Genomic DNA, 26,994 nt, shown 5'->3' with positions numbered 1-26,994 from the left:
ATTATTCCACATTCCATTGTCTCATAGGATTTTCTTTTGCAGCAGACATAAAAATTTCTGTATGTTTACTGCCTTCTTTATAAAATGCCGGTATTTGTCCTATTGGAGATTTTACCTTTATACTGCTTCCCCCTTCATAGCTCTTTCCTGTCCAAAAATGTATCCACTTTTCTCCTTTGGGCAGGTAAACTTCCCATTCTTCGGCTCCTTTATCGTAAACAGGAGCTACTATGATATCTTCACCCAGCATATATTGATATTTTATATCATAACAGTTTTTATCATTCTCATAATGTAAAAACAGGGGTCTTTGCACCGGTATTCCTTTTTCCGCATTTTCCTTCACCAGCATTTTTATATATGGTACCAGCTTCACATATATACCTGTCATTACCGCGAGATGTTCCAGTGTCTCGTCATCGCTGTCAAACTGATGATTATCTCCCGGTCTGTTCCCTTCATGTGTTCTGAGAAAAGGTGTGAATGATCCCATTTCTGCCCATCTCATAAATAATTCCTTTGTTCTTTTCATTCCGTGAAGTGTAGTATACCCGCCTATATCACTGTGGTGAAGACCATTCCCCAGCATTCCGCTTGATAATGCACCACATACCACAGAAGCCAGTCCGTCATCCACAGGCCAGTCTACAGACTGATCTCCTGCCCATAGTAAAGTACAGTATTTTTGTATCCCTGTGAATCCTGCCCTCATAAAATATACTATCTCTCCAAGTTTCCCCGCTTCTTCCACAGCTTCGTAATTTACCTTTGCCCATAATGCAGGCCATGCATTATGCATTATTTTAGCGTCTACTCCATTGGAAAGGATACAATCTATGGGAAGATACTCTCCAAAGTCTGCCATCCAGCCGTCTAAGCCGAAATCTATCATATTTTTCCCGATAACCCTGTCCTTATACCATTTTGCCGCCTCAGTATTTGTAAAGTCGACTATTCCTGCATAAAATTCACCAAAATCTACCAGATAATCTTCATTTTTATCATTTAATGCAAGATATCCTTTTTGGCTTGCTTCCTTAAATAAATCCTTTTCTTCTGCAAGATAAGGATTTATATATCCCAAAAATCTTATGCTGCTCTCTTTTAATTCCCATATTTTCTTATCAAGTTCAGGATAAACATCTCTATCCCATTCCCAGTTCCACATAAGTCTTTTTCCGAAAGATGTCATCCTTATACCTTCCCAATCCTGACACCATACACCTGATATTTTTACTCCAAGTTCTTTTGCACGCTTTACTTTCTCATAAACAAGTTCTGTTCCACCTTGAATGCCGAGTATTATTCCGTCATAAACCCACTCAGGCAGTTCCGGCTGTTTACCAAAATAATCCGATATCTTTTCCACCAGCAAAAGAAAAGTTTCTGCTTCCTGTATGTGTATAAATTCAGGAATCCCCCATACTTCCATTTCAGTAAACTCTTCATTTGAAAAATCAAATACTGAATAACATGTTGTTTCTATATGAAAAAAATATTTATTGCTTGAAATATATGTAGGCTGTGGATAATTGGTATTGTAATAATCCCCGCCGGCTTTGTCTTTCACATCAGCCAGCCATGTAGTATAAAGATTTTTGTTTCTTCCCACTCCCGGCTCTGATGTCCAGAGCGGAAACTTTTTCCCTTTCATATTAAAATATGTAAGCTGTTCACCGCAGCCGTATACTTTCTCAGAAACACTGCTTCCACTTCGAATCCATATTCTGTTTGCTTCATATGTCTGGGTCAAAAACTTTATATTTACACTATCTTTATTTTCTGTTATTTTTATTACCATTTCTTCAATATCATTCTCGTTCTTTTTTAGTGTCACAATACAGTCTTCTCTGTCTTTTACCACTCCTGTTACCTTCAGAGGAACTCTTTCAGTAAGATAATCACTTATATCAAAATTCCCTCTGTACATCTCCATTTTTTCTTTTCCAAACCCAAGATAAATAAACGGCTTATTACTTTTAGCATCTATTATAATATTTCCATTTTCTGACACTATTTCAAATTCATTTTTATTTATAATATTTATTTTCATTCGATAGCCTCCTCGACTGCATTTCTTCCTGCATATTTTTTTATTGCTATCTTTCCGAATACAATAACTGCCAGTCCTGCCATAATTAAAGTTACTATAATTATAAAGCCGTAATTTTTATTCTGTGTTGCTATTCCCAGAGGTGAAAGTATAATATAAATATAAATAAGAAAAGCTATAAGCAGAAAACTTATTGGAGCCGCATGTTCCCAGGGGGTCATATCGTATCCTTCGTTTACCACTGAATTTCTGTTAAATTCCTTAACATCAGGCTTAATTGCAGAAACCACAAACATTATTATAAACATACATATTACCGAAAAAGCAAACACATGCAGAAAATGTACAGTAAATCCGAATAATGACTCAGGAGTGTCTATTTTTATCACATATTTCATCAGTGTATAAAATACTATATGAAATCCTACTGCTATCTTTATTCCTAAAGCTGTTGCTCTCTTAGTAAACATTCCTGCAAGAACTGCGGCTATTATAGGCATATTATAAAATCCGGTTACGGCTCTCCCGAAATTATATATTCCGTCCACTGACTGTAGTGAAGGCGCCACTATAATAGCAAATACTGCCATTATTATCCCGACTATTTTAGCCTTTTTTACCAATTCCCTGTCGTCTATATTTGGATTTATTACAGGCTTGTACACATCAAGCATAAAAATCGTAGAAGCTGAGTTCAGCAGTGAATTATATGTAGAAATTATTGCTCCGAAAAGTGCTGCACAGAATAATCCCACTAACGGCCACGGCAGAACTTTTGCCACAAGCTGCGGATATGCGAAATCTGCTTTCGGAAGTCCGGGAATCAAGTGAAAAGCTATTATTCCAGGAAAAAGCAATATTATCGGAACAAGTATTTTAAAGAAACCTGACATTAATACTCCTTTTTGTCCTTCTTTCAGATTTTTTGCACCAAGCACTCTCTGAATCAATACCTGATTTGTACCCCAGTAAAATAAATTTGCCAGAAGCATACCGGTAAATATCGTAGGAAACGGTACGGGATCTTTCGGTCCGCCTATTGCATTCAGCTTCTCAGGACTTGTATTTATCACATTATTCAGCCCTGTAATAATTCCGCCTCCCTGTGTTTTCCCAAGTACCCATAAACCAAGTATAGGAACCAGAAGACCTCCGATTATAAGGAGTATACCGTTTATGGTATCTGATACTGCTACAGCTTTCAAACCTCCGAAAATGGCATATAATGCTCCTATCACTCCAAGAAGTACAATCATTACAGTCATAGATAATGAAGGAGATATACCGAATATTTTTGAAAGATTGAATATCTGATTGAATCCTATTGCCCCTGCATAAAGACATACTGGTATTCCAAAAAGCGTGTACCCCGCCAGAAACAATAAAGAAACCAGTCTTCGAACACCTTTATCATATCTGTCTTCTAAAAATTCAGGAAGTGTTGTATATCCTTTTCTCAGATATATGGGCAAAAATACCATTGCCATAACTACCGTAGCAATTACCGCCGTGGATTCCCACGCCATTCCTGAAAGATTTTTCCCGTAAGATTGTCCGTTTAATCCTACAAGTCCTTCTGCAGAAATATTAGTTAACAGCATAGACCCTGCTATAAAAACACCAGTAAGCCCCTGACCTGCTAAAAAATATCCTTTCGAAGTAGTCTGGTCATCTGAAGTGACCATTTTTGCTGCGATAACCCCTACTAAAGCTGTAAAAAACACAAATGAAATTAAAGTAAATAGTAAATGGCTTTCCATTAAAACCCTCCTAATAATTTATTTTTATATTATTTCCATTTAATCCTTTATGTGCTCCCAAGTTTGCCAGTCTTGTAAAATTGTCATGTATTAATATCCATTTATTTTTCTTAAATAATAGTTTATCATCTGATATTGTATCTGAAAGTTCAGTATTTGTTCCGTCCAAAAGTATTACTACACATTTAAAACCGCTGTCACTGGTTTTACACGGACTAAAGTGAAGTGTATCTCCGTATACTTCAAATATTATTCCTTCTGGTATATAGAATATATCTGTTTTTTCTGTACTGTATTCATTCTCTTTTATATCAGAGGTTTTTCCTAGAATAAGTATCATATCAGTGACTGCTATATTTACCTCTGGTGACTTGTGAAATTCCAGTGCATTCAGCTGTGAATTATTTCCGTTACAGTATCCTGCCTGAATTTCCAGTTCGCCAAAAATATTTTGTTTTATTTTCTCTATTATTTCCAGCTTCTTCATTTCACTGTCTGAAGCTATATAGATATTCCCTTCCTCCGGAATATCTGTTTTATTTTTCATATACTTTGTTATTTCATCAGTATTATAGCCCTTAAGTACCCTCCCATACTTTTGGAATTCAGGATCTGAAATTCTTAATATGGAAAGATCTGGATTTTTCTTTCGCAAATTTTCAAGCATAGTTTTGTTTTCTCCCTGTTTTTTATTCTATAACTTCCCAATTCATTATTCTTCCGAGTATTCTGAAAATATTTGCATATCTGCCGTAAACAAGCGAAACATGATGGGCGATCCCATTATATATCAACAGATCTAAAACTTCCGTCATATGTTTTTCAAATCTTACTTTTGCATATGTTCCTCTGAGAAGCTTTTCCATATATTCTGCTTTTCCTTCCTGCATAAATATTCTTGTTTTTCCCAAAGCTGTATCAATTCTCATTATATTTACATTACCTTCTTTCATGACGAAATCAGCAGTAACTCCCCTTCCTCCTGCAAAATATGTATCCAGACTTATCTGGCACTTCCCGTCCCACAGATTGCTCGGCGCTACTCCGCAATGCCACATAAGCGAATAATCTTCTTCGAGATTTACCTGAGATAAATCAGCAAGAAAAGGTGTCTGGGCTCCGATTGCCTTGTGTGCCAGCATTGACATAAGTCCCTGTATGTCGCCCTCACAAGAAAGAAGATAATCCTCTGCCTGAAGATTGGACATTGCAGCACATGGAGCCACACCATAATTTGCAGCAAATTCAGGCCAGCATCTTACAGCAAGACCTGTGAGATTTTCCCTGTCCATGAACTCTTTCAGACTCAGCGACAGATTAGCTACTTTATTTACTTGTTCTGCAGTTACTGAAGCTGTATCATATACTTCTTTTATATGTTCCTCTTCATGCTTTACTGTATTTTCGGAATTTTGCTTAAATACTTCGTCTATTCTGTAATAATCTATGATTACCCCTGATTCTCTGAAATTATTCAGTTCGTCTACAGCCATATTAAAGAAACCATGTGCTCTTGAACCAAGTATACCTAAACGGGCATTTTTCAGTGCTGTTTTTATTCTAATTGCATCTACCCAGTCTTCATCTATTTTATCCCCTATTGTATAATAAAAATCATTTACCCCTGACTTATAAAGATTTGATGCATTTAGATTTAACCCGCATACTGAATTAAGTCTTATCTTCCCTCCGTCATAAGGAAGTTCATTATATGCCCACAAAAGAATGGGTTTTTCAATAATTTTCTGAAAATAAAGAATCAAATGTCCTAAGTGAAAAGTTCCGCTAATGACTACTACAGCATCCACATTTGCAGAGCTTAGTTTCTTTGCCGTTGCTTCTGCTTCATTTATTTCTATTACTGTTTCTTCAATTATCTCCCATTCTGTATTTTCGATTTTCTTTAAATCTTCTTTTGTTTTATTGTACATTTCCTGAGCTGTTTTATATTCGAATGTTGTTCGAGTAAGACACACCACTCCTAATTTTATTTTTTGTTTCATAATCTCTTATCCTCCTTGCTGCTCTTATAATTCTTTTTTTACTACTTTGAATGATGCTGAAAAATCTTCATTTCCAAAACCTTTTTCCATAGCTTCCGAGTATATTTCCTTTATATGTTCAAAGCCCGGAAGGTCTAAACCGCAGTTTTCCTGCAAATCACACGCAAGATTCACGTCTTTATTCATATTCTGCACAGAAAACGCAGGTTCAAAATCTCTTCTTTTTATTGTTTCCCACTTGCTGTCCAGATAAAAATTCTGTCCTCCGCCGTAAGAAATTGCTGTAACGAATTTTTCATAATCTATACCGAGTTTTTCTGCCAATGTAAGCACTTCGTTCACACCATTCTGAATCATACCTACAAGTATGTTATGACATATTTTCATTACCAGTCCCTGTCCGTTCTCTCCCATATAAATTATATTTTTTCCCATACATCTCAATATATCTTTTACTTCTTCGTAAGTTCCGTAATCTCCGCCTACATAAATTCCCAATTCCCCTTTTTCGGCAGCAGCTTTTGATTTTACTACAGGAGCATCAAGCATAACGGCACCTTTACCCCCTGTTTTCTCAGCTGTCTTTATGCTTACTTTTGGATCAATCGTACTCATATCTATAAATATTTTACCCTGAATATTCTGTGTCAAAATTTTTTCATATAAATCTTCTACGTTTTTTGAAGTGGGAACCATAGTTATTATTATGTCGCTTTTATTTACTACATCTTCTGCGCTGTTTTCCGAAACAGCCCCGTGTTCCGCCATCTCAGCCTTTTGCTTTTCGCTTATATCATAGACATGAATAGTTTTTTTCATTTTATTCAAAATATTCAGTGCCATTGGTATTCCCATAGTCCCAAGACCTATAAATCCGATTTCCATATTTTCTCCTTTTATTTTTTTGTTTTATCCCATGCATCTTTAAATATATTCAAACCATAGTCTGTAAAAGGATGTACAAAACTGTCTTTATATACCTGAAGTCCGCATGTTACTATATCAGCCCCTGCTTTTGCAGCCTGTACAATCTGATTTCCATTTCTTAGTGCAGCTACTATTATTTCTGTTTTTATATTATACTTTCTGTATATTTCCACAATATCAGCAATATACTGCGTACAGTCTTCCCCGCTTTGTTCTTTCCAACCTACAAACGGCGATACAAAAAGAGAATTGTTTTTCCCTGGTAACATTGCCTGTGATGGTGAAAATACAAGTGTTACATTTGTTCTTACTCCTTTTTCTTCCAGTATTTTTGCTGCTATCAGACCCTGTTCATTACAAGGAATTTTAATTACAAAATTTTTACATATTTTTGCGATTTTTTCAGCTTCCTCTACCATATCCTCATATTTTTCAAGATGTGGATTTATTTCCACTGATATAGGAAATTTTTCATATCCCTCTATTCCTTCTTCTTTTACCCACTCTGAAAATTCTTTTATAACTGTCAAAAATGGTTTTCCGCTGGTTTGTATATGTCGGGGATTCGTAGTCACCCCGTCAAAGCCAAGATACTTATAAGCGTACTTTACTTCCTCAAGAATAGCACTGTCTAAAAAATATTTCACAATAATACCTCCTAAAAATAATTGATTAAATAATTTAATTAATCATAATATACCTCGATTTATTTTTTTGTCAACTCTTATAAAATTTCTTTTTTTCTAAAAACAAAAAAAATCCCTGAATTTATCAAGGATTTTTCATAAATAAAATATTTTATTGTATATTTTTGAAAATTCTATTCTCCGTTTGTTAATATCAAATCAAAGTCATAAATATTTGACAAAGGAATAATTCCCGCACCTATTGCCGAAGCTGTTGTCAGTAGTTTTGGAAAAACAATTTTTTCAGCATTTTTTTCTAATTTGCAGTTCTCTTTTTTTATTTTTTCTATAAGAAGACTTTGAAGCTGTTTTTCATAAGGCGCAAGAATTCCGCCTATTATTATGCAGTCCAGATCGAATATAAGAAAGAGATTCATTATTCCCGCTGCAAGATAATCGAAGTATTCGTCCATTTGTTTGAAAATATCGCTGTTACTCTCATTCAGATAAATATCAATAAGTTCTTCCACTCCGGATAAGTCATTATCTTTTATTATTTTATTTACTATATTCGATGAAACATATTTTTCCCAGCAGCCATGTCTGCCGCATTCACATTCACGGCCTTTGTAATCTATGACCATATGACCTACTTCGCCTGCATGTTGAAGTCCTCCCGAATAAAGGGAATTCTCCAGAATTATTCCCCCGCCGATTCCTTCATGTACAAAGAGATAAATAGAATTCTTATATTTTTTGGAACTTCCTATCAGATTTTCCGCATATGCTGCATAATCTGCTTCATTCCCTATATATATAGGCATATCAAAGGTTTCTTTCAGACCTTCCAATGAATATTCCTTGATATCCACTATAGGCGATTCCTCGAATTTAAGCTTTCTGTCATTTACTATTCCCGGAAATGCTATGCCAATACCCAGAATCTGTTCCATCTTTATATTGCTATGCACTATTGACTTATAAATAAGATTCTTTAATTCCTCTTCTAAATTGTTTATATTATAAATTTCCTGTGATTTATATATTAAATTTAACTCTAAATCCAGTATTATCACTGTAATAAGTTCTTGTCTTATTTCTATTCCTATGGTATAGCTGTTTTGGGAATTTATTTCAAATACAACAGGCTTTCTCCCTGCTTCGGAGTTAATTACCCCGCTTTCTTTTATCAGACCTGTTTTTATAAGTTCATTCAAATAAAGAGTTACTGTGGGTATTGTAACATCAAGAAATTTAGATAACTGTATCTTAGTTATCTGCTTTTCAAGATATATATAACTCAAAATTTTTCTGTGATAATTATTCTGAATTAATTCCATAAAAATTCTCTCCTTTTACAGTTTGCTTTCCTTATTTATACCGGATTTTCGATTTTGTGTCCTGTATATTTTTGTGTTGAAAATAGGACACAAACGGTTTAATATTATTACATATATTTTGATTTAAAATGGTGCAAGTCTCTGGCATTAAATATATAATTTTAATTTAATTCTACTTTGCCATAGTATATTATACTCCTAATTTTTCTTTTTTCAAATTCATAATCTGCTTATTTCAAAAAATTCGTTTTTCAATGCATTATACAACCTTGTGTAAACATCATATCTTCTTTTATATTCTTTATGATTATTACTGTCCGGTTCTATTATATCAGTTATTTTTACTATTTCCCCTAATTTTTTGTCCATATCTTTTTCATTCTCTGTACCAAACAAAGCAAGAAGCGCTGCTCCATATGAAGGGCCTTCCTGAATAGCCAATACTTCTGATTTTATATTAAAAATATCCGTAAGTATTTTCCGGCTTAATTCTGACTTTGCACCGCCGCCTATTATTCTAATTGTATCCGGAGTGAGACTGTCAGCTAGATTATAAGAATCATAAAGTGCAAAAGCAATTCCTTCCATTACTGCTCTTGTCATATCTCCTCTTGTATGTGCTGCTGTGAGTCCTATGAAACTTCCTCTTGCATAAGGATCTGAATGGGGCGTTCTTTCTCCTGTAAGGTAAGGCAGAAAAAACAGATTATTACTTCCAATAACTGATTGTTCTGCTTCTCCAAGCATTTTTTCATAATTTCCGTCATGTATATCTTCTATCCACCATTTCAGGCATGAAGCTGCTGATAATATAACTCCCATAAAATGATATTTCCCGCTTGAATCACAGAACGCATGCATACTGCTTTTTTCAGGAAGCGACCATTTTTTTTGCGGGATAAACACTACTCCCGAAGTTCCCAGAGAAATCAGTATTTTATCTTCATCTACCACTCCTGCACCAATAGCACCGCAGGCATTATCCCCGCCCCCTGCTACCACGGGAATTTTCGCTGTAATATTAAATTCATCCATAATTTCCTGTTTTAATTCACCTGTAATTTCATATGATTCAAAGATTTCAGGCAGATATTCTTTTTTTATATCAAGAATTTTTATCATTTCATCTGACCATTTTCTGTTCTTTACGTCAAAAAATAAAGTTCCCGAAGCATCTGACACATCAGTGTAGAATTTCCCCGTGAGTATATAGCCTATATAATCCTTGGGAAGCATTATATGTCTTATTTTACCAAAAATTTCAGGTTCATTTTTTTTTTAGCCATAAAAGCTTTGAAGCTGTAAAACCTGTAAATGATATATTTGAAGTATATTCTATCAGTTTGTCCATTCCTGGTTCATTATTCAAAAACTCTGATTCTTCCACAGTCCGCTGATCATTCCACAGTATCACAGGATATAAAACTTCCTTATCTTCTCCCAAAACCACAAGACCATGCATCTGACCGGAAATTCCTATACCTTTTATATCATTCAGCGGCATTTTTTCTGAAAGCTCCCGCATACTGTCCCGTATACCCTTGACCCAGTCTGCCGGATTTTGGTCAGACCATCCGTTATTGGAATAATGTACCGGATACTCCCTTGATGAAGATGCTGTTATTTCCCCGTTTTTATCTATAGCTGTTATTTTCACTCCGGAAGTCCCTAAATCTATACCTAAATACATACTTCCTCCTTTATCTGTCTTATTTTTTTAATATTGTATCATATAATATCAATATAAAATACTTCTTAAAAAACAGGTTATCCCAAATAATTTTGAAATAACCCGTCTATCCTGAATTAACAGGTATTACTTTATAATTCAAAATCCACCAAAACCCTGAATCATTTCTTCTGCCGGCTGGCAGCGGAGAGAGTTGCTGCCAGTCAGCGCTGTTTTTTTATCTGGCTTCCAATATATATGAATTCAATATACTTTCAAGCATTTCCTGTCTTCCTGAAGTATTTTTTATCTCTGTAAGTTTTTCCGCGTACTCTGCCAGTTCTTCAAATCCTACCTTACCTTCTACTATATCTTTTCCAATTCCTGTTTTATAGCTTTCATATCTTTTATCCTGAAAATCCTCAAAAACTTTATCTTCATAAAGTTTGTAAGCTATCTTTAATCCTTTTGCAAATGTATCCATACCTGCAATATAAGCTAAAAATAAATCCTTGTCTTCAAAAGAGCCTCTTCTTACTTTGGCGTCAAAATTCAGTCCGCCTTTTCCCAGTCCGTTATTTTTTATTACTTCATACATTGCCAGAACAGCATCATATATATTTGTAGGGAATTGATCTGTATCCCATCCGAGAAGCATATCTCCCTGATTAGCATCTATAGATCCCATAACATTATTTATTCTTGCAAGATTCAGTTCATGCTGGAATGTATGCCCTGCAAGAGTAGCGTGATTTGCTTCTATATTCATTTTATAGTGTTTATCAAGATTATACTTTCTCAAAAAACCAAGAACTGTGGCAGTATCAAAATCATACTGGTGTTTTGTAGGTTCTTTCGGCTTTGGCTCTATAAGGAGCTGACCTTTAAATCCTATTTTCTCTTTATAATCAACTACCATCTGAAGGAATCTGGCAAAATTATCGTATTCTAAATCAGACTTAGTATTCAAAAGAGTTTCATATCCCTCTCTTCCACCCCATAAAACGTAATTTTCTCCGCCTAATCTGTGAGTTATCTCCATTGCTTTTTTCACCTGTGCCGCTGCATATGCGAAAACATCCGCATTTGGCGCAGTAGCACCTCCATGAAGAAATCTTGGATGGCTGAAAGCATTTGTTGTTCCCCATAACAGCTTTATTCCTGTTTTCTTCATAAGACCTTCTATATGGTCTACTATTTCATCAAGAAGCTTATTTGTTTCTGTTAGTGTCATAGCTTCATTTATAATATCTCTGTCATGGAAACAAAAATAATCCATTCCTATTTTCTGCATAAATTCAAAACCTGCATCTGCTCTTGCCTTTGCCTGTTCCAAAGCATCCTCATATCTGTTCCATGCTCTGTCCATGGTGTCTCCGCCGAACATATCCAATCCCTGAGCCTTTAATGTGTGCCAGTAACTCATGGCAAATTTCAGATGTTCTCTCATTGGCTTACCGCCTATTAACTCATCTTTGTTATAATATTTAAAAGCCATAACATTTTTTGATTCAGGGCCTTCATATTTCACTTCTTTTATTTCCGGAAAAAACTCTTTCATGTATTTTCATCTCCTCTATTGTAATTTTAATTACTATTTATTTTTATCCTTTTTTCTTTTTCTGTGACTGCACATCAAAGAGAACTGCAAATAAAAGTATAAGACCTTTTACCACATACTGCCATGACGGCTCTACATTCAGCATACTCATCCCATTGTCAAGACTTGCCATTATCAAAGCTCCGAGTATTGCCCCTGTTACCTTACCTTTTCCTCCTGAAAGACTCGCACCGCCGATTACACATGCTGCTATAGTATCCAGTTCCGCATTTGTCCCTGCTGAAACCGAACCGGCTCCAAGCCTTGAAGTGAGTACCAGCCCCGCTGTTCCCACAAGAAAACCGTTTACTATATAAATTATCATTTTTATTTTCTGTGTATCTATTCCGGAATACTTCGCGGCGTTTATATTTCCGCCTATAGCATAAACTGTTCTCCTGTATGCTGTTTTATTTGATACAAAGGAAAATATGATAATCAAAACTGCCATTAGTAAAACCGGTGTAGGGATTCCCTCATAACTGTTCAGTATTATTATCCCAAGGAAAATCAATATACTGTTCCCTATTATCCAAAGCACATCGTTCTTAAAATTCCCCGCGTCTATTTTATTGGCTATTTTCGCCTTTCTGTCGCTCATTTTGCTGTAAACAAGAAGAAGAACAAATAGTATTCCTATTACATAACTCAGACTTTTCGGGATATAACTCTGTCCCAGCACTTTGAATGCCCCGCTTATAGGCGAAATAGTCTGACCGCCTGTAATTCCTATAAGTATTCCCCTGAACACAAGCATCCCTGATAAAGTCACTATAAACGAAGGAACATTTTTCTTAGCTGTCCAGTATCCGTTCCATACACCAAAAACAAGTCCAAGAATAAGTGTCACCAGTACAGTAACCACAAACGGCATCTTAAATGTAACGTCCATAATGGCTGCTATACCTCCGAGAAGTGCCATCTGTGATCCTACTGACAGATCTATTTCCCCGGAAATAATAACAAATATCATTCCTATGGAAAGTATCCCTGTTATTGACATCTGTCTCAATAAATTTGATATATTTCTGAAATTTATAAAATTTCCTCCGGTAATTGCTATAAACACTCCCCATATAACTAAAAGTGCTATTAACAAAATAAACATGTTGGAATTTTTAGCTTTTTTTAAATTCGTTGCCAGACTCATTTCTACCTCCTACTATAGCCGCTTCCATTATCATTTCCTGTGTAACGTCTTTATTTATAAATTCACCTTTTATCTCACCCTCATGCATTACTATAATTCTGTCGCTTATTCCCAAGACTTCGGGCAGCTCTGATGATACCATTATTACAGATATTCCCTGCTCGGCAAGCTCCACTATATTTTTATATATTTCATATTTCGCGCCTACGTCTACACCTCTTGTGGGTTCATCAAGAATTATTATTTTGGGATTTACAAGAAGATTTTTTGCCAGCACCACTTTCTGCTGATTTCCTCCGCTTAAATTTTTTATAGCAAGTTCCTCACTTGAAGTTTTTATTTTTAAGAGATCTATATACTTTCTTACATCATTTTTTTCTTTATATGTGTCTACATAATTTGCAGCTTTGGTATATGCTTCTATATTTGAAAGAGTCATATTTTTTTCTACCGACATGTCTGCTATTATCCCGTCCTGTTTTCTATCCTCAGGTACCATGGAAATTCCGCTTTTTAATGCTTCTTTTGCTGATTTTATATTCAGCTTTTTTCCTTCAAATGTACATTCTCCTGTTTTACTTCCTTCATATGTACCGAATATACTGGAAATAAGTTCTGTTCTCCCTGATCCTATCAGTCCGGAAATACCCAGTATTTCACCTTTTTTCAAAACAAATTCTGCATTTTTTACTTTCTGTTTTCCCATATTATCAAATACATTGTAATTCTTTACCTCAAAAATCACTTCTCCTATTTTGTTATTCTTCTCAGGATAAAAACTTCCCAGCTCTCTTCCTACCATGGCTTTTACAATATCATTTTTGCTGTATCCGGAAGTTTTTCTGCATTCTATAAATTGTCCATCCCTGATAACCGTTACTTCATTCGATATTTTGATAACTTCATCGAGTTTATGGCTTATATATATCGAAGTAACTCCTTTTTCCCTTAATTCGCCGATAATATTCAAAAGTACATCGGTTTCTTTCTCGGTAAGTGAAGCTGTAGGCTCATCAAATATTATCAGTTTTGATTTCTTAGACAGGGCCTTTGCTATCTCCACCAGCTGTTTATGCCCTATTCCCAGTTCTTTTACCAGAGTATCGGGAGAAATATCCATTTTTAATTCCTTTAACACTTCACTGGTTTTCTGATACATTTTATAAAAGTCTACTACTCCGTTTTTCAGTATAAAATTCCCCAGAAATATATTTTCCATAATTGAAAGCTCATCCACAAGGTTCAGTTCCTGATGTATTATGGAAATTCCCTTGCTTTCCGAATCTTTTATCCCTCTGTTTTTCAGTATATTTCCGTCGTAATAAATGTCGCCGCTGTATGTTCCGTATGGATAAATACCGCTTAAGACTTTCATAAGGGTAGATTTCCCTGCGCCGTTTTCACCGCACAGGGCATGAACATCACCCTTTTTTACTTTTATTGTAATATTATTAAGAGCTTTTACTCCTGAAAAATCTTTTGTGATATTTCGCATATCCAAAATTTCTCTATTCTCCATTTTTTTAACCTCGTCAGAATTTATTTTCCGTACACGTCGCTTTCTTTCTGGAATCCGTCTTTTATTATAGTTTCCTTTAAGTTTTCCTGAGTTACTGATATTGGAGATAACAGATAAGATTTTACATCTATTTTTCCGTTATTAGTAATTCCGTTAGATTCTATCTCTTCTCCTCTTCCCAGTTCCACAGCTATCTGTGCTGCTTTTTCCGCTAGTGCTTTTATAGGTTTATATACTGTCATTGTCTGTGTACCTTCTACTATTCTCTTTACCCCTGCAAGATCTGCATCCTGTCCTGATATAGGTACTTTCCCTGCTAGTCCCTGTGCATTCAGCGCCTGTATTGCTCCTCCTGCTGTACTGTCATTAGATGCTACCACTGCATCAATTTTATTATTATTAGCTGTAAGTGCGTTTTCCATTATCTTTAGTGCTTCTTCCGGAAGCCAGTCTTTTACCCACTGGTCACCAACTACTTTTATATCTCCTTTGTCTATAAGCGGCTGTAATACTTTCATCTGCCCTTCCCTGAAAAGTCTCGCATTATTGTCAGTCGGCGATCCTCCCATAAGAAAATAATTTCCTTTCGGCATTTTATCCACTATAGCCTGTGCCTGTAATTCTCCTACCTTTACATTGTCAAATGATATATAAAAGTCTACATCTGAATTCGTAATAAGTCTGTCATAAGCCAGTACCTTTACTCCTGCTTTATGCGCTTCATCAACTATAGGCGCCATAACTTCTCCGTTATTAGGTATAATTACCAGTACATCTACTCCCTGTGAAAGTAGGTTTTCAGCATCTGTAAGCTGCTTTTGCGAATCTCCGTTCGCAGATACCACTATTACTTCTGCTCCCAGATCTTCCGCTGCTTTTTTAAAAATATCCCTGTCTTTCTGCCATCTTTCCAGTCTCAGATCATCAATTGACATTCCTATTTTTATCTTTTTTTTGTTTTCCTTACCTGTATCAGTACCTTTCGTATCTCCTTTGCTGCTGTTCCCTCCGCATGAAACTAAAAATAACATTACTAAAGTTAACATAAAAAACATCTTTTTCATTTTCTCACCTCTATATTTTTTTATTTGCTTACTTTGTTATTCCTATTATTCAGTTTACTGAATAAAAAAATTTTCAGATTTAGTGAAAGTTACTTTCAAAATTACTTATATCGTTACTTTTTATTTACAAAATCTATATTTTAAAATCATTTTAAAATATCAAATCAATATATTTTACCTTTATTTTTTTATTTGTCAATACCAAAAACGAAAAAATATTTTTAAATTTTAAAAACATCTTATAAATATGATATTTAAGATAAAAAAAATCATTTTATTTATTATTTTAAAAAAAAATTAGAACTATTATTTTAATTTTATTTGACATTTTTCACTTTCAATTATACAATCTATACAAGTACACTTACAGGAGGTAAAAATGGTTTTATCGGATATAGATAAACAGATATTAGAGTCTTATAAGACCATGGTGGACGGATTGGCAAATTATTTAGGACCTTCTTCTGAAGTAGTTCTTCACAGTTTGGAAGATTACAACCGTTCTGTTGTAAAGATAGCAAACGGACACCATACAGGAAGAAAGATCGGAGCTCCTATCACGGATATTGCTCTGAAAATGCTTTCTGAAATTAAAAATTCTGATGACAAGATTTGTAAAACATACTATACCAGATCTAAAACAGGTAACTCGCTAAAATCGAATACCACAGCCATCTACGGAGAAAACGGCAGAATTATAGGATTACTATGTATGAACCTGAATTTAGACACTTCATTCGGCGAGTTTATCAAAAGCTTTTTTCCAAGCAAAGATCAAAATATGCAGAACAACAATGAAAATAACGAAATTTTTGCTAATTCCACGAGCGAATTGGTTCTCAGTGCATTAGATAATATTGTTACAGAAGTAAATAATGACTCCTTTGTTTCTTCAATAAACAAAAACAAAGAGATCATTAAAAGGCTTTATGACAAGGGGATTTTCAATATCAAAGATTCACCGAATCTTGTAGCTGATTATCTGAAAATTTCCAAAAATACAGTTTATTTGCATTTAAGAAATTACTCAAAATAATAATTTTATTTATACTGTAAAAATTGTCATTAAAAAATCAGCGTCAAGATTACAAAATCTGTGATGCTGATTTTTCTGTACTTATTATTTCTAAAATTTATAATTTATTTATTTTCTCTGTATACATATCTATATTAAATTTTCTTTTCAATCCGTTTGAATTCATGTATCTTATTTTCCCGAAAATATTCCGTTCATTCCATGCTCTGTCGTGCTTCCCGAAGCACCATGCTATTCCTGCATAGCTGTTTTCATCTCTTCCGTCAATAAAATATTTATTATTCAGATATTTTATTACTTCATAGGCTTTATCAAATCCTTCAGACCATTCTATTATTTTCTTTGCCCAGTACATTCTCATATAACCATGCATTTTCCCTGTTATCATCATTTCTTTCTGAGCTGAATTCCAGTATTCATCGTGTGTTTCTGCTTTTTCTAGAATATCAGGGGAATAGATATAATCCTTTTGATCATTTTTATGTTTCTCCATAGTTTCATATGCCCATGAATAAGTCATATTCTGAAACTTATCATAGTCCGGGTTATAATATACGAAATTTATTGCTAATTCTCTTCTTACTATAAGTTCTTCCAAAAAATCATCTGTAGATTCTTTGTTTTTTTGCGACTTCAAAATCTCCTTTGCAATAAACAGAGGGGATATATTCCCAAAATGCAGATAAGGTGATAAATCCGACTGATAGTCCAATTCAGGATTATTTCTATATTTACTGTATCCGTCTAATTTTTCAGCTATAAAAGTTTCAAGAGTTTTTTTCGCAGTATTTTCTCCTCCGTAAAAATATTCTGACTTTTTTACTGATCTGTCTATATTCAGTTTTCCTAATATCTCATACATTTTTTTCAGATCAAAGTCTGTCTTAATTTCCCCGAGATAATTCATTTCATAATGAATATAATCAAACTCTCTGTTTATGTAAAATTCTAAGACTTTATGCAGCTTTCCCCTAAGAGTCTTCGCTGAGTATTCTTCTTTAGAAGATGCCGTTTCAACGGGAACCACCACATCAGACTCTACCTGCACCATTCTCACTAAAATTTTTTCAGCTGCTTTTTCCCTTATTTCTCTCAAATACTTTAAATACCCCCTGTCAGTTATTACACAGACAGATTTTTCAGCATATTCCAAAAGCTTTGTTATCAAAGGGCTGGAATCTAAAACTATAAATCTGATTCCTCTTTTTTTCAGGTTTTCCTCTGTATCTTTAAGTGATTCAAACAAAAAGTAACAGCTTCTTTCATTCATCTCTGAAAATTTACTGTCAAAGCAAAAAATTACCAGTAAATCTTTTTTTAAGTCATTTGCTATCTGAACAGCATATTCCAATGAATGATTACAAGAACTTCTTATGCTTCTCTGCATCCAATAGATTACAAACTCTCCGTTTTTATCCATCTTTTTATTATTAAGACTTTTTATTCTGTTTTCAAACATACCTATCCTTTATTTATTTTTAGAATTTTTGATACAGTTTTATATAACATCATCTTTAGTTAAATAATTTTTCAAATATAATTTTATTATATTATATAAACATAATTTTTAAAAGCAGATAAATAAAATATTTTAAACCCGGGTATGTACATAATTTATTATCAGTAATATTTCCGTATAGAATATAAATAAAATCAAACTGACCGCTGCTGATACAAAAAGTAGTTCATTAATAAATATTAAATATAAAAGTTGACAAGTAAAGTTAATAAGAGTAAAATCATTATAACAAATAAAAACATTTTGTAACAAAAATATAGAAAACTTTTAGGAGTTGAAATGAAAGAACAAAGAATAGATATGATAATGAAAGAATTAGAAAAATACGGCATTGTCACGGTAAATGACCTGATGAAAAAACTCGGCGTTACCAGAATGACCATAGGACGTGATCTGAAGCTGCTGGAAGATTCCGGCATGCTGAAAAGAACTCACGGCGGTGCGGTAAGAAATAATGACTTGAATCTGGTGGAACTCACACATTTACAGAAAAAAAATATAAATATATCAAAAAAAGAAGAAATCGGAAAACTTGCTGGTAATTATATAGAAAACGGAGATATAATATTCATAGGTGCAAGCACTACCAATGAGTGTCTTTTGAAATATATAAAAAATAAACGTATAAGAATTATTACAAATTCTTTTTATATATTCGAACAATATAAAGGAAACGAAGATTTTGAACTGATACTAACAGGCGGAATATGGCGGGAAAAATCAGGAGCTTTTATAGGAGAAATAACAGACAGGGTTTTATCTGAAATTAAAGTAGACAAAAGTTTTATAGGTGCTAACGGAATAAAGGATAATAATGTAACTAATTCCAATAAAGAAGAAGCAAGTCTTCAAAAGGTCATCATGAGTAATTCCCAGAAAAATTATGTATTAATAGACAGTAATAAATTTGACCTGAAAGATTTATATACTTTTTACCAGACTGATAAAATTGACGGAATAATAACAGACAGCGGACTTGCTGCTGCTCTTAAGAAAAAATATGAAAAATACACTAAAATTATTAATTAACCAAATAAGGGACATCTTTTTTTAAGATGTTTTTTTATTTGTTATTGACAAATTTAAAAAAAAGGTTATAATAAACATATAACAATTTGTAACATTTCATAACAAAAAATAACGAGAAAATGGAGGAAAACAGATGAAAATTGGTCTAGGCAGCTCAGAAGGCGGAAAACACTTAAAGGAAAAAATAAAAGAATATCTGTTGGCTAAAAAGTATGAAATCATTGATTACGCAGATGAAGAAAATGATATCTGCAATATTTCATATAAAATATCAGAGGCAGTGACAAAAGGAGAGATTGAAAAAGGGATAATTTTAGATGATTTTGGAATTGCACCATTTATGATATGTTCAAAACAGAAAGGAATTGTTTGTGCGCAGGTCGCAGATGAACATTCGGCAAAGATGACAAGAGATCATAATAATACAAGCATTATCACAATAGGATATGAAATCACAGGAGAAGCACTCGCCAAGAGTATCTGCAATGTTTTTGCCGAATCGAACTATTCGGGAGGAAGACATCAGGTTAGAGTCGATATGCTTAATAAAATGTAGTTAAGACAAATATAAAACTGAAAATACAGGAGGAAATAAAATAATGAAAATAGCAGTCGGATGCGATCATATTGTAACAGATACTAAAAATGAAGTAGTCAGATATCTAAAAGAAAAAGGTCATGAAGTTTTTGATGAAGGAACTTATGATTTTGAAAGAACACATTATCCTATATATGCAAGAAGAGTAGGTGTAAGAGTCTTAAATAAGGAAGCGGATTTCGGGATAGTAATATGCGGAACAGGTGTGGGAATATCAAATGCGGCAAGTAAAGTTCCAGGGGTAAGAATATCACTCGTAAGAGATGTTCTCACTGCAAGAATGGCAAGAAAACATCTAAATGCAAATGTACTGGGTTTAGGTGCGAGAATTACCGGAATCGGGCTTATTCAGAATATAATCGATGAATTTCTTGCGGAAAAATATGTGGAGACAGGGGAAAACAGAGAATTAATCAGTAAAATTGATAATTTCAAAAAAGAATATGATGAAATAAAACATGAGAATTTTTTCGATGAGTTTATAGAAAAATGGAATCAGGGCTTTTATCACGATTAATAAAAAAGGAGAGAGTTATGACTAGAGAAGAAGTAACAATGATTGGATTTGAAATAGTGGCTTACGCCGGTGAAGCAAGATCAAAACTGCTGATGGCAATAAAGGAAGCAGAAAATTCTAATTTTGAAAAGGCTGAAACACTTGTAGCCGAGGCAGGCGAAGTATTGCTGGAAGCCCATGCCCAACAGACAGAAATGATACAAAAAGAAGCAGCTGGCGAAACTAATGAAATAGGCTTTATAATGGTGCATGCCCAGGATCATCTGATGACTGCTATGTTATTAAAGGATCTCACACAACATTTTATAAATTTATATAAAAAATCTAATTAAGGCGGGGTGAGAAATATGATGAAACTAGTAAAATGGATAACAAAAATGCAGCCGTTTTTTAATAAGATATCTAATAACCCTTATTTACGTGCAATAAGAGACGGTTTTATAAGTCTGATTCCTGTAATATTATTTTCAAGTATATTTTTACTTATAGCATTTGTGCCAAATGCATTCGGATACTTTTTACCTGATAATATTGTTAATGTATTAATGAAAGCTTACTCATTATCTATGGGAATTCTGGCTATACTAATGTCAAGTACCATTGCAAGAAGCCTTACAGATAATTTTAATCTAAAAATGCCTAAAACAAGACAAATAAATACAGTATCAGTGATGATAGCATCTATAATATCATTTCTTCTGTTAAGCACTGATCTGAAAGACGGGGCAATTTCCCTTGATTATCTTGGTACAAAAGGTCTTCTTACATCATTTATAATAGGTTTCACTATTCCTAATATATATAAATTCTGTGTAGGACGTAATATTACCATAAAACTGCCGAAAGAAGTTCCGGGGAATATTTCTCAGACATTTGCCGATATTATTCCAATCTCGCTTTCAGTCCTGCTTTTCTGGATATTTGATATTGCAGTGAGAAAGTTTATCGGGGTAGGTTTCAGCGAATTTATCCTTGAATTATTCAGACCGCTGTTTTCAGCAGCTGACGGATATATCGGACTTGCTGTTATTTTCGGGGCTATGGCGTTTTTCTGGTTTGTGGGAATACATGGCCCGTCAATAGTAGAACCGGCAGTGGCAGCTATATATCTTACAAATGTCGAAGTAAATTTTCAGATGTTCAGTAAAGGAGAACATGCTACAAAGGTTCTTTCACAAGGTTCTCAATATTTCGTGGCAACTTTGGGCGGAACCGGCGCGACACTTGTAATAATATTTATGATGGCATTTATAGCAAAGTCAAAACAGCTGAAAGCCGTGGGAAAAGCCTCTTTGATTCCGGGATTGTTCGGTGTTAACGAGCCGATACTGTTCGGTGCTCCCCTTGTTTTGAATCCTGTATTTTTTATACCGTTTATATTTACACCAATTATAAATGTATGGCTTCTGAAATTTTTCATAACTATAGGCATGAACGGATTCGTCTATAATCTTCCGTGGACAACGCCGGGGCCTTTAGGATTAATAATAGGAACAGGATTTTCTCCGCTTGTATTTCTGCTTGTACCTCTGCTTCTTGTGATTGACTTTATAATTTATTATCCGTTCCTGAAAACTTATGATCTTCAGCTTATTAAACAGGAAGAAGAAGACAGTGCAGTAACTGAACAGCCTCAGGAAAAACCTGAAACTGAAGATAAAAAAATATATGATATAAAAGATAAAAAAGTGTCTGTACTTGTATTGTGTGCAAACGGAGCAACAAGCGGAATGCTCGCCAACGCAATCGCAGAAGGTGCTAAGCAGAAGAATATGGATCTGGAATCAACTGCTATGGCATATGGTCAGCATAAAGAAATACTGGATCAGTTTGATCTTATTATACTGGCTCCGCAAATGGCTTCAATGCTTGATGAATTAAAGACGGAAACAGATAAAGCAGGAATAAAGGCAGTTTCTACAGGTGGGAAAGAATATGTTTCCCTGACTAGAAACCCTGAGGAAGCATTGATATTCGCACTTAAGAATATATAGGAGGAAATAAGAATGGAAAGATTACCTGAAGATTTTATTTTTGGGGCAGCAACAGCGGCATTTCAGGCAGAAGGCGCAGTTAATGAAGGCGGCAGGGGAAAATGCTATTGGGACGAATATCTGCACAGAGCTGAAAGTACCTTTAACGGTGACACTGCCAGCGACTTTTATCATAAATACAGGGAAGATATATCTCTATGCCGGGAATACGGCATAAACGGTATAAGAATCTCAATAGCATGGTCAAGGATAATTCCTGACGGTTTCGGAGAAGTAAATCAAAAAGGTGTTGATTTTTATAATGATATGATAAATGCCTGTATTGAAGCAGGTGTAGAACCTTATGTAACACTTCATCATTTTGACACTCCTCTTGGATTATTTAAACAAGGTGACTGGCTGAATAGAGAGAATACAGATTATTTTGTAAGATTTGCAAAAATATGTTTTGAAAAATTCGGAGACAGAGTAAAAAAATGGATTACAATAAACGAACCATGGTCTGTAGTTGCCGGGCAGTATATAATAGGGCATTTTCCTCCGAATATAAAATATGATCTTCCAAAAGCAGTACAGGCAATGCATAATATGTGTACAGCCCATGCAAAAACAGTTATTGAATATAAAAAATTGAACTTAGACGGTGAAATAGGGATAATTCATATCTTAGAATCGAAATATCCAATATCTGAAAAACCCGAAGATAAAAGAGCTGCTTTTCTTGAAGACACACTGGCGAACAAATTTATGCTGGATGCTTCATTAAAAGGTGCTTACAGTGAAAGCACAATGCAGACTATACTGGGAATTCTGGAAAAATATGATGCAAAACTTGATATAAAAGATGATGAACCTGATATTCTGAAAAAAGGGGCAGAGCTGAATGATTTTCTTGGAGTTAATTATTATGCAAGCCATTTTTTGAAAGGGTATGAAGGAGAAACAGAAATTCATCATAATGGTACGGGGAAGAAAGGAACCGCTATTTTTAGAATAAAAGGAGTAGGTGAAAGAGTAAAAAATCCTGAGATAGAAACAACTGACTGGGACTGGCCTATTTATCCAAAAGGTTTATACGATATGCTTGTAAGAATAAAAGAAGAATATCCTGATTATAAAAAAATTTATGTAACAGAAAACGGGATGGGATATAAGGATGACTTTATAAATGGTGAAATAAACGATATTCCCAGAATTGACTATATAAGAAAGCATCTGACAGCGATAAATCAGGCTGTGACTTATGGGGTAAATATAAAGGGGTACTTTGTGTGGTCGTTAATGGATGTTTTATCATGGACAAACGGGTTTAACAAAAGATACGGTTTATTTTATGTAGACTTTCAGACACAGGAAAGATATCCTAAAAAAAGTGCTTACTGGTATAAAGAGATTTCAAAATCTGGTATCATAAAGTAAAAAATATAATAATAAACAACACTAAAATAATCTGGTCTTTTCAGTTTCAGCGAAAGATCAGATTATTTTTTTCTAATAAGATATTCCTGTTGTTTCTCAAATAATACTCTGTTTTTCCCATAAAGTGATATTTTTAAGGCTTGAAAATTTTATTCATTTTCTTCCTTGTAAATAAAAATAGATATGACTTCTCATCATATCTATTTTTGCTGTTTATTATATATAATAATTTGTATTTGAATTCATATATTTCTTTCACAAGGTTTTTTATTGCATGTAAATCTAAAAATCGAATATTTCTTATAATTTCCATCATTTCTTTGCTTAATAGTCTAGTTTTTCTATAACTACCCCTTTTGAACCCAGATACTTCTTCATAACCACCAGTTTTCATAATACCTTGATTAATAAGGAATGTCCTTATTTCCAAAAATAATTATTTCTGCCTGCCAGGTCTCTGTTCTTCCTGATGGTATTCTGAAGGAACAAGACTTTGGCAGGCAGACCTGCTAGATGATAAAATAATTATTATTTTGAAATCAGATTAGATTCTACAGGCACTTCTTTAGGTGCTACATCTGGAGAAATCTGTGGTTTTTCTTTTAATGCGTCTACTAATATTCTTAAACTTGTTGCACCTATCATTCCAGGATCTTGTGCTACTGTTGCGTTTAGTTTTCCTTGATTGATAGAGTCTTTTGCTTCAGGGGCTCCGTCAGTTCCTACTACTAATATCTGACCAGTTTTCCCAGCATTTGCTACTGCCTGTACAGCTCCAAGAGCCATTGTATCATTACATGCATAGATTGCTTTTAAGTTAGGATATTTTTGAATTAAGTTTGCCGCTACGTCTAATGCTTTTGATCTGTCCCAGTCAGCCGGCTGGCTTGCTACTAATTTAAACTTAGAATCAGCTTTAAATGCTTCTGTAGCACCTTGTTTTCTGAATTCTCCCGATGCATTTCCTGATTTACCTTCAATAATTGCTACTTCTCCACCTTCAGGTAATTTTCCGATGATATACTCTGCACCTTTTCCACCAACTTTTACGTTATCAGTTGTTACGAAAGCCAATACGCTTCCACCTGATTTTTTTAACTGTTCCATGTCAATTTTTTCATCAATGTTTACTATATAAATCCCTTTTTTGTTAGCTTCTACTATTGCCGGAATTGTGTTAACCGGTGACAGAGGAGCTATACCAATTGCTTTGTACCCTTTTCCCAATAAGTTTTCTATTAATCTTAACTGTTCCTGTACATCTTCTTCAGAACTTGCTGCTATGATGTCTACTTTTATTCCTTGAGCTGCTGCTTCCTTTTCTATTCCTTCCTTCATTTCAACCCAGAACGGATTTGATAAAGTTTTTAGAACTATTGCTATTTCGGCTTGTCCTTCAGATTTTTGTTCAGTTTTTGCAGCATCGCCTGTACCTTCAGTTTTTGCCTCTTCTTTTGCTCCACCACAAGAAACTAATAAAAACATTGTTAATAATAGAAAAATTTTCATGATATTTTTCATATTTTGTTTCCCTCCTAAATAATATTATTTATTTTAAAAAATTTTAAAACCGTTATTTTTAGCTTTTCATATTTCTGATATAATAAGCTGCTCCTAAAACTCCGCTTTTCTGATCATGTTCCGAATAAATTATATTCAGATTTTCTGCGGGGAAAGGCTTTCTTGCATATTTATATATGCATTTATCAAGATAGTCTCTTGGAAATCCCTTCATCATCGGAACTCCGCCTGCTATTATTATGTAGTCCGGATCGAATATGTTTATTTCTGTAGCTATTGGCAAAGCAAGAGTATCTATGTATTTTTTTATTATTTCATTATCTTTATGTTTTACAAAGATGTCATCTATTATGTCTCCCGGGAAGTTTTCCTTTAATATTTTCTGAAGATTTTTCCCCGAAGCATATATCTCTATACAGCCTGTATTACCACAAGGACATTCTTCCTCGCTGTTCATCACCGGTATGTGTCCCAGCTCTCCGGCAACACCGTTTTTACCTTCAAGAATACTTCCGTTTATATATACCGCATTCCCGAATCCTGTTCCTATATAAAATCCCAGTACTATTTTATCTTTTTCCATATTATGTTTCTTTATATCATCAAGCATCAGGAAATTTACATCTTTATTTATAAAAACCGGTATATTCAGAATTTCTGATAATCTGTCTGTTACATTTACATTATCCAGATTTTTCATATTCGGTGTAGAGTATACGAATTTTTTATCCTTACTTACGCATGAAGGGAATCCTATCCCCACACCTTCTATTTCATTGCCGTATTTATTGATATAGTCCTTTATTTCACCAGAAAGATTTTCTATAAAATCACCGTTTTGCAGTACCAGACTTGGTTTTATTCTGAAATCTTCCACTGTGTATGATTCCGTTACCAAACCTGTTCTAAAATTCGTACCTCCTATATCAATTCCTAAAATATACTTTTTTTGCATTGTCATCTCTCCTATTATTTTGCAGTTTTTGCCTCGTATATTTCCATCATTTTGTCCCAGGCTTTAGGCAAATCACTGTCTAAATTAAATAAACCGGAGCTTCCCACTATAAGTACCTCAGCACCTGCTTCCGTGAGGATGTCAAATGTTCTTTCATTACATGAACCGTCTACTTCTATTAAATATTTGTATCCGTTTTTCTCTTTCAGTTCTTTTAATTCTTTTATTTTATCCAGCATTTCAGGTATAAAAGGCTGTCCTGCGAATCCCGGATCTACTGTCATTATAGTAATTTTATCCAACAGATGAATATAGTATTTTATCCATTCTATAGGAGTAGCAGGATTAAGCACTATTCCGGCTTTACATCCAAAGCTGTTGATTTTGTTAATAATTCTGAAAGCATCTTTATTTATTGTTTCTGCATGCGGGCAAATATAGTCTGCTCCTGCTTTTGCCAATTCCTCAATGTAATCATCCGGATATTCTGTCATAAGATGTACATCTATCGGAAGTTTTGATACTCTTTTCAAAGTTGATACAAAAAATGGTGATAATGTTATATTTTTTACAAAATGCCCGTCCATGATATCCACGTGGTAAAAATCTGCTCTTTCGTTTAAGATTTCCACCTGTTCTTTCATATTAAGCAAATCCATACACATAAGTGACGGTGAAAACATCATTTTTTTCAT

The 26,994-nt window shown here is 34.2% G+C and carries 25 protein-coding genes; 7 read left to right on the top strand and 18 right to left on the bottom strand.

Annotated features, from left to right (window positions below):
- Position 1 precedes the first annotated feature (1 nt).
- The 13 genes from NK213_RS05495 to xylF form a co-directional block, all read right to left on the bottom strand.
- Positions 2-2,053 (bottom strand): alpha-glucosidase, encoded by a 2,052-nt coding sequence (locus tag NK213_RS05495; RefSeq protein ID WP_253347566.1) that lies wholly within the window; start codon positions 2,051-2,053, stop codon positions 2-4.
- Positions 2,050-3,813 (bottom strand): solute:sodium symporter family transporter, encoded by a 1,764-nt coding sequence (locus NK213_RS05490; protein ID WP_253347564.1) that lies wholly within the window; start codon positions 3,811-3,813, stop codon positions 2,050-2,052. Before NK213_RS05490 ends, NK213_RS05495 begins: the two co-directional genes overlap by 4 nt.
- Before the next feature lie 10 nt (positions 3,814-3,823).
- Positions 3,824-4,480 (bottom strand): DUF4867 family protein, encoded by a 657-nt coding sequence (locus tag NK213_RS05485; protein ID WP_253347562.1) that lies wholly within the window; start codon positions 4,478-4,480, stop codon positions 3,824-3,826.
- A 22-nt stretch (positions 4,481-4,502) separates the two neighbouring features.
- On the bottom strand, positions 4,503-5,816 hold the full coding sequence (locus NK213_RS05480; RefSeq protein WP_253347560.1) for a hypothetical protein: 1,314 nt from the start codon (positions 5,814-5,816) through the stop codon (positions 4,503-4,505).
- Between the two features lie 24 nt (positions 5,817-5,840).
- The gene (locus NK213_RS05475; RefSeq protein ID WP_253347558.1) at positions 5,841-6,701 is read right to left on the bottom strand and encodes an NAD(P)-dependent oxidoreductase; all 861 of its coding nucleotides are present in this window, start codon (positions 6,699-6,701) and stop codon (positions 5,841-5,843) included.
- An 11-nt stretch (positions 6,702-6,712) separates the two neighbouring features.
- Positions 6,713-7,390 carry a transaldolase family protein gene (locus NK213_RS05470; RefSeq protein WP_253347551.1) on the bottom strand — a complete coding sequence of 226 codons (678 nt, stop codon included), beginning with the start codon at positions 7,388-7,390 and terminating at the stop codon, positions 6,713-6,715.
- A gap of 173 nt (positions 7,391-7,563) precedes the next feature.
- On the bottom strand, positions 7,564-8,709 hold the full coding sequence (locus tag NK213_RS05465) for an ROK family transcriptional regulator (protein WP_253347549.1): 1,146 nt from the start codon (positions 8,707-8,709) through the stop codon (positions 7,564-7,566).
- A 219-nt stretch (positions 8,710-8,928) separates the two neighbouring features.
- Entirely contained in the window at positions 8,929-9,945 is a 1,017-nt protein-coding gene (xylB, locus tag NK213_RS05460; protein WP_253347546.1) for a xylulokinase, read from the bottom strand.
- Positions 9,946-9,976: 31 nt separating this feature from the next.
- On the bottom strand, positions 9,977-10,399 hold the full coding sequence (locus tag NK213_RS05455; RefSeq protein ID WP_253347545.1) for an FGGY family carbohydrate kinase: 423 nt from the start codon (positions 10,397-10,399) through the stop codon (positions 9,977-9,979).
- A gap of 217 nt (positions 10,400-10,616) precedes the next feature.
- Positions 10,617-11,939, bottom strand: a complete 1,323-nt coding sequence (xylA, locus tag NK213_RS05450) for a xylose isomerase (RefSeq protein WP_253347543.1) — start codon at positions 11,937-11,939, stop codon at positions 10,617-10,619.
- A gap of 43 nt (positions 11,940-11,982) precedes the next feature.
- Positions 11,983-13,128 carry a sugar ABC transporter permease gene (locus tag NK213_RS05445; protein WP_253347535.1) on the bottom strand — a complete coding sequence of 382 codons (1,146 nt, stop codon included), beginning with the start codon at positions 13,126-13,128 and terminating at the stop codon, positions 11,983-11,985.
- Positions 13,097-14,647: a xylose ABC transporter ATP-binding protein gene (locus tag NK213_RS05440; protein ID WP_253347533.1), complete on the bottom strand. Its 1,551-nt coding sequence runs from the start codon at positions 14,645-14,647 to the stop codon at positions 13,097-13,099. Before NK213_RS05440 ends, NK213_RS05445 begins: the two co-directional genes overlap by 32 nt.
- A 20-nt stretch (positions 14,648-14,667) precedes the next feature.
- A complete protein-coding gene (gene xylF, locus NK213_RS05435; RefSeq protein ID WP_253347531.1) occupies positions 14,668-15,711 on the bottom strand; it encodes a D-xylose ABC transporter substrate-binding protein in 1,044 nt (347 codons plus the stop codon).
- A gap of 379 nt (positions 15,712-16,090) precedes the next feature.
- Here xylF and NK213_RS05430 point away from each other — a divergent pair, with 379 nt between their 5' ends.
- Positions 16,091-16,747: a transcriptional regulator gene (locus NK213_RS05430; RefSeq protein WP_253347529.1), complete on the top strand. Its 657-nt coding sequence runs from the start codon at positions 16,091-16,093 to the stop codon at positions 16,745-16,747.
- Positions 16,748-16,844: 97 nt separating this feature from the next.
- On the opposite strand, the gene NK213_RS05425 is transcribed toward NK213_RS05430, so the two are convergent.
- On the bottom strand, positions 16,845-18,206 hold the full coding sequence (locus NK213_RS05425) for a deoxyribodipyrimidine photo-lyase (protein WP_253347527.1): 1,362 nt from the start codon (positions 18,204-18,206) through the stop codon (positions 16,845-16,847).
- A gap of 339 nt (positions 18,207-18,545) precedes the next feature.
- Here NK213_RS05425 and NK213_RS05420 point away from each other — a divergent pair, with 339 nt between their 5' ends.
- The 6 genes from NK213_RS05420 to lacG all read left to right on the top strand — a co-directional run bounded on the left by NK213_RS05420 (position 18,546) and on the right by lacG (position 23,823).
- Positions 18,546-19,295 carry a DeoR/GlpR family DNA-binding transcription regulator gene (locus tag NK213_RS05420; protein WP_253347525.1) on the top strand — a complete coding sequence of 250 codons (750 nt, stop codon included), beginning with the start codon at positions 18,546-18,548 and terminating at the stop codon, positions 19,293-19,295.
- Between the two features lie 133 nt (positions 19,296-19,428).
- Entirely contained in the window at positions 19,429-19,851 is a 423-nt protein-coding gene (gene lacA / locus NK213_RS05415) for a galactose-6-phosphate isomerase subunit LacA (protein WP_253347523.1), read from the top strand.
- 43 nt (positions 19,852-19,894) lie between these two features.
- Positions 19,895-20,410, top strand: a complete 516-nt coding sequence (lacB, locus tag NK213_RS05410; RefSeq protein ID WP_253347522.1) for a galactose-6-phosphate isomerase subunit LacB — start codon at positions 19,895-19,897, stop codon at positions 20,408-20,410.
- A 17-nt stretch (positions 20,411-20,427) separates the two neighbouring features.
- Positions 20,428-20,742, top strand: coding sequence for a PTS lactose/cellobiose transporter subunit IIA (locus NK213_RS05405; protein ID WP_253347520.1), 315 nt, complete (start codon positions 20,428-20,430; stop codon positions 20,740-20,742).
- Positions 20,743-20,757: 15 nt separating this feature from the next.
- Positions 20,758-22,404 carry a PTS lactose transporter subunit IIBC gene (locus NK213_RS05400; protein ID WP_253347518.1) on the top strand — a complete coding sequence of 549 codons (1,647 nt, stop codon included), beginning with the start codon at positions 20,758-20,760 and terminating at the stop codon, positions 22,402-22,404.
- Positions 22,405-22,416: 12 nt separating this feature from the next.
- Positions 22,417-23,823, top strand: coding sequence for a 6-phospho-beta-galactosidase (lacG, locus tag NK213_RS05395; RefSeq protein ID WP_253347516.1), 1,407 nt, complete (start codon positions 22,417-22,419; stop codon positions 23,821-23,823).
- 133 nt (positions 23,824-23,956) lie between these two features.
- Here lacG and NK213_RS05390 read toward each other — a convergent pair whose 3' ends face one another.
- The 4 genes from NK213_RS05390 to alsE form a co-directional block, all read right to left on the bottom strand.
- A complete protein-coding gene (locus tag NK213_RS05390) occupies positions 23,957-24,253 on the bottom strand; it encodes a hypothetical protein (protein ID WP_253347514.1) in 297 nt (98 codons plus the stop codon).
- Between the two features lie 98 nt (positions 24,254-24,351).
- A complete protein-coding gene (gene alsB / locus NK213_RS05385; protein WP_253347512.1) occupies positions 24,352-25,344 on the bottom strand; it encodes a D-allose transporter substrate-binding protein in 993 nt (330 codons plus the stop codon).
- A 58-nt stretch (positions 25,345-25,402) separates the two neighbouring features.
- Positions 25,403-26,299, bottom strand: a complete 897-nt coding sequence (gene alsK / locus NK213_RS05380; RefSeq protein WP_253347511.1) for an allose kinase — start codon at positions 26,297-26,299, stop codon at positions 25,403-25,405.
- Between the two features lie 14 nt (positions 26,300-26,313).
- Positions 26,314-26,994 carry a D-allulose 6-phosphate 3-epimerase gene (gene alsE, locus NK213_RS05375; RefSeq protein WP_305879861.1) on the bottom strand — a complete coding sequence of 227 codons (681 nt, stop codon included), beginning with the start codon at positions 26,992-26,994 and terminating at the stop codon, positions 26,314-26,316.

The organism is Sebaldella sp. S0638 (genome assembly GCF_024158605.1).
Classification (GTDB): domain Bacteria; phylum Fusobacteriota; class Fusobacteriia; order Fusobacteriales; family Leptotrichiaceae; genus Sebaldella.
Note: the sequence above shows the minus strand (reverse complement) of the source record. Positions and strands in the feature narration are given on the sequence as shown.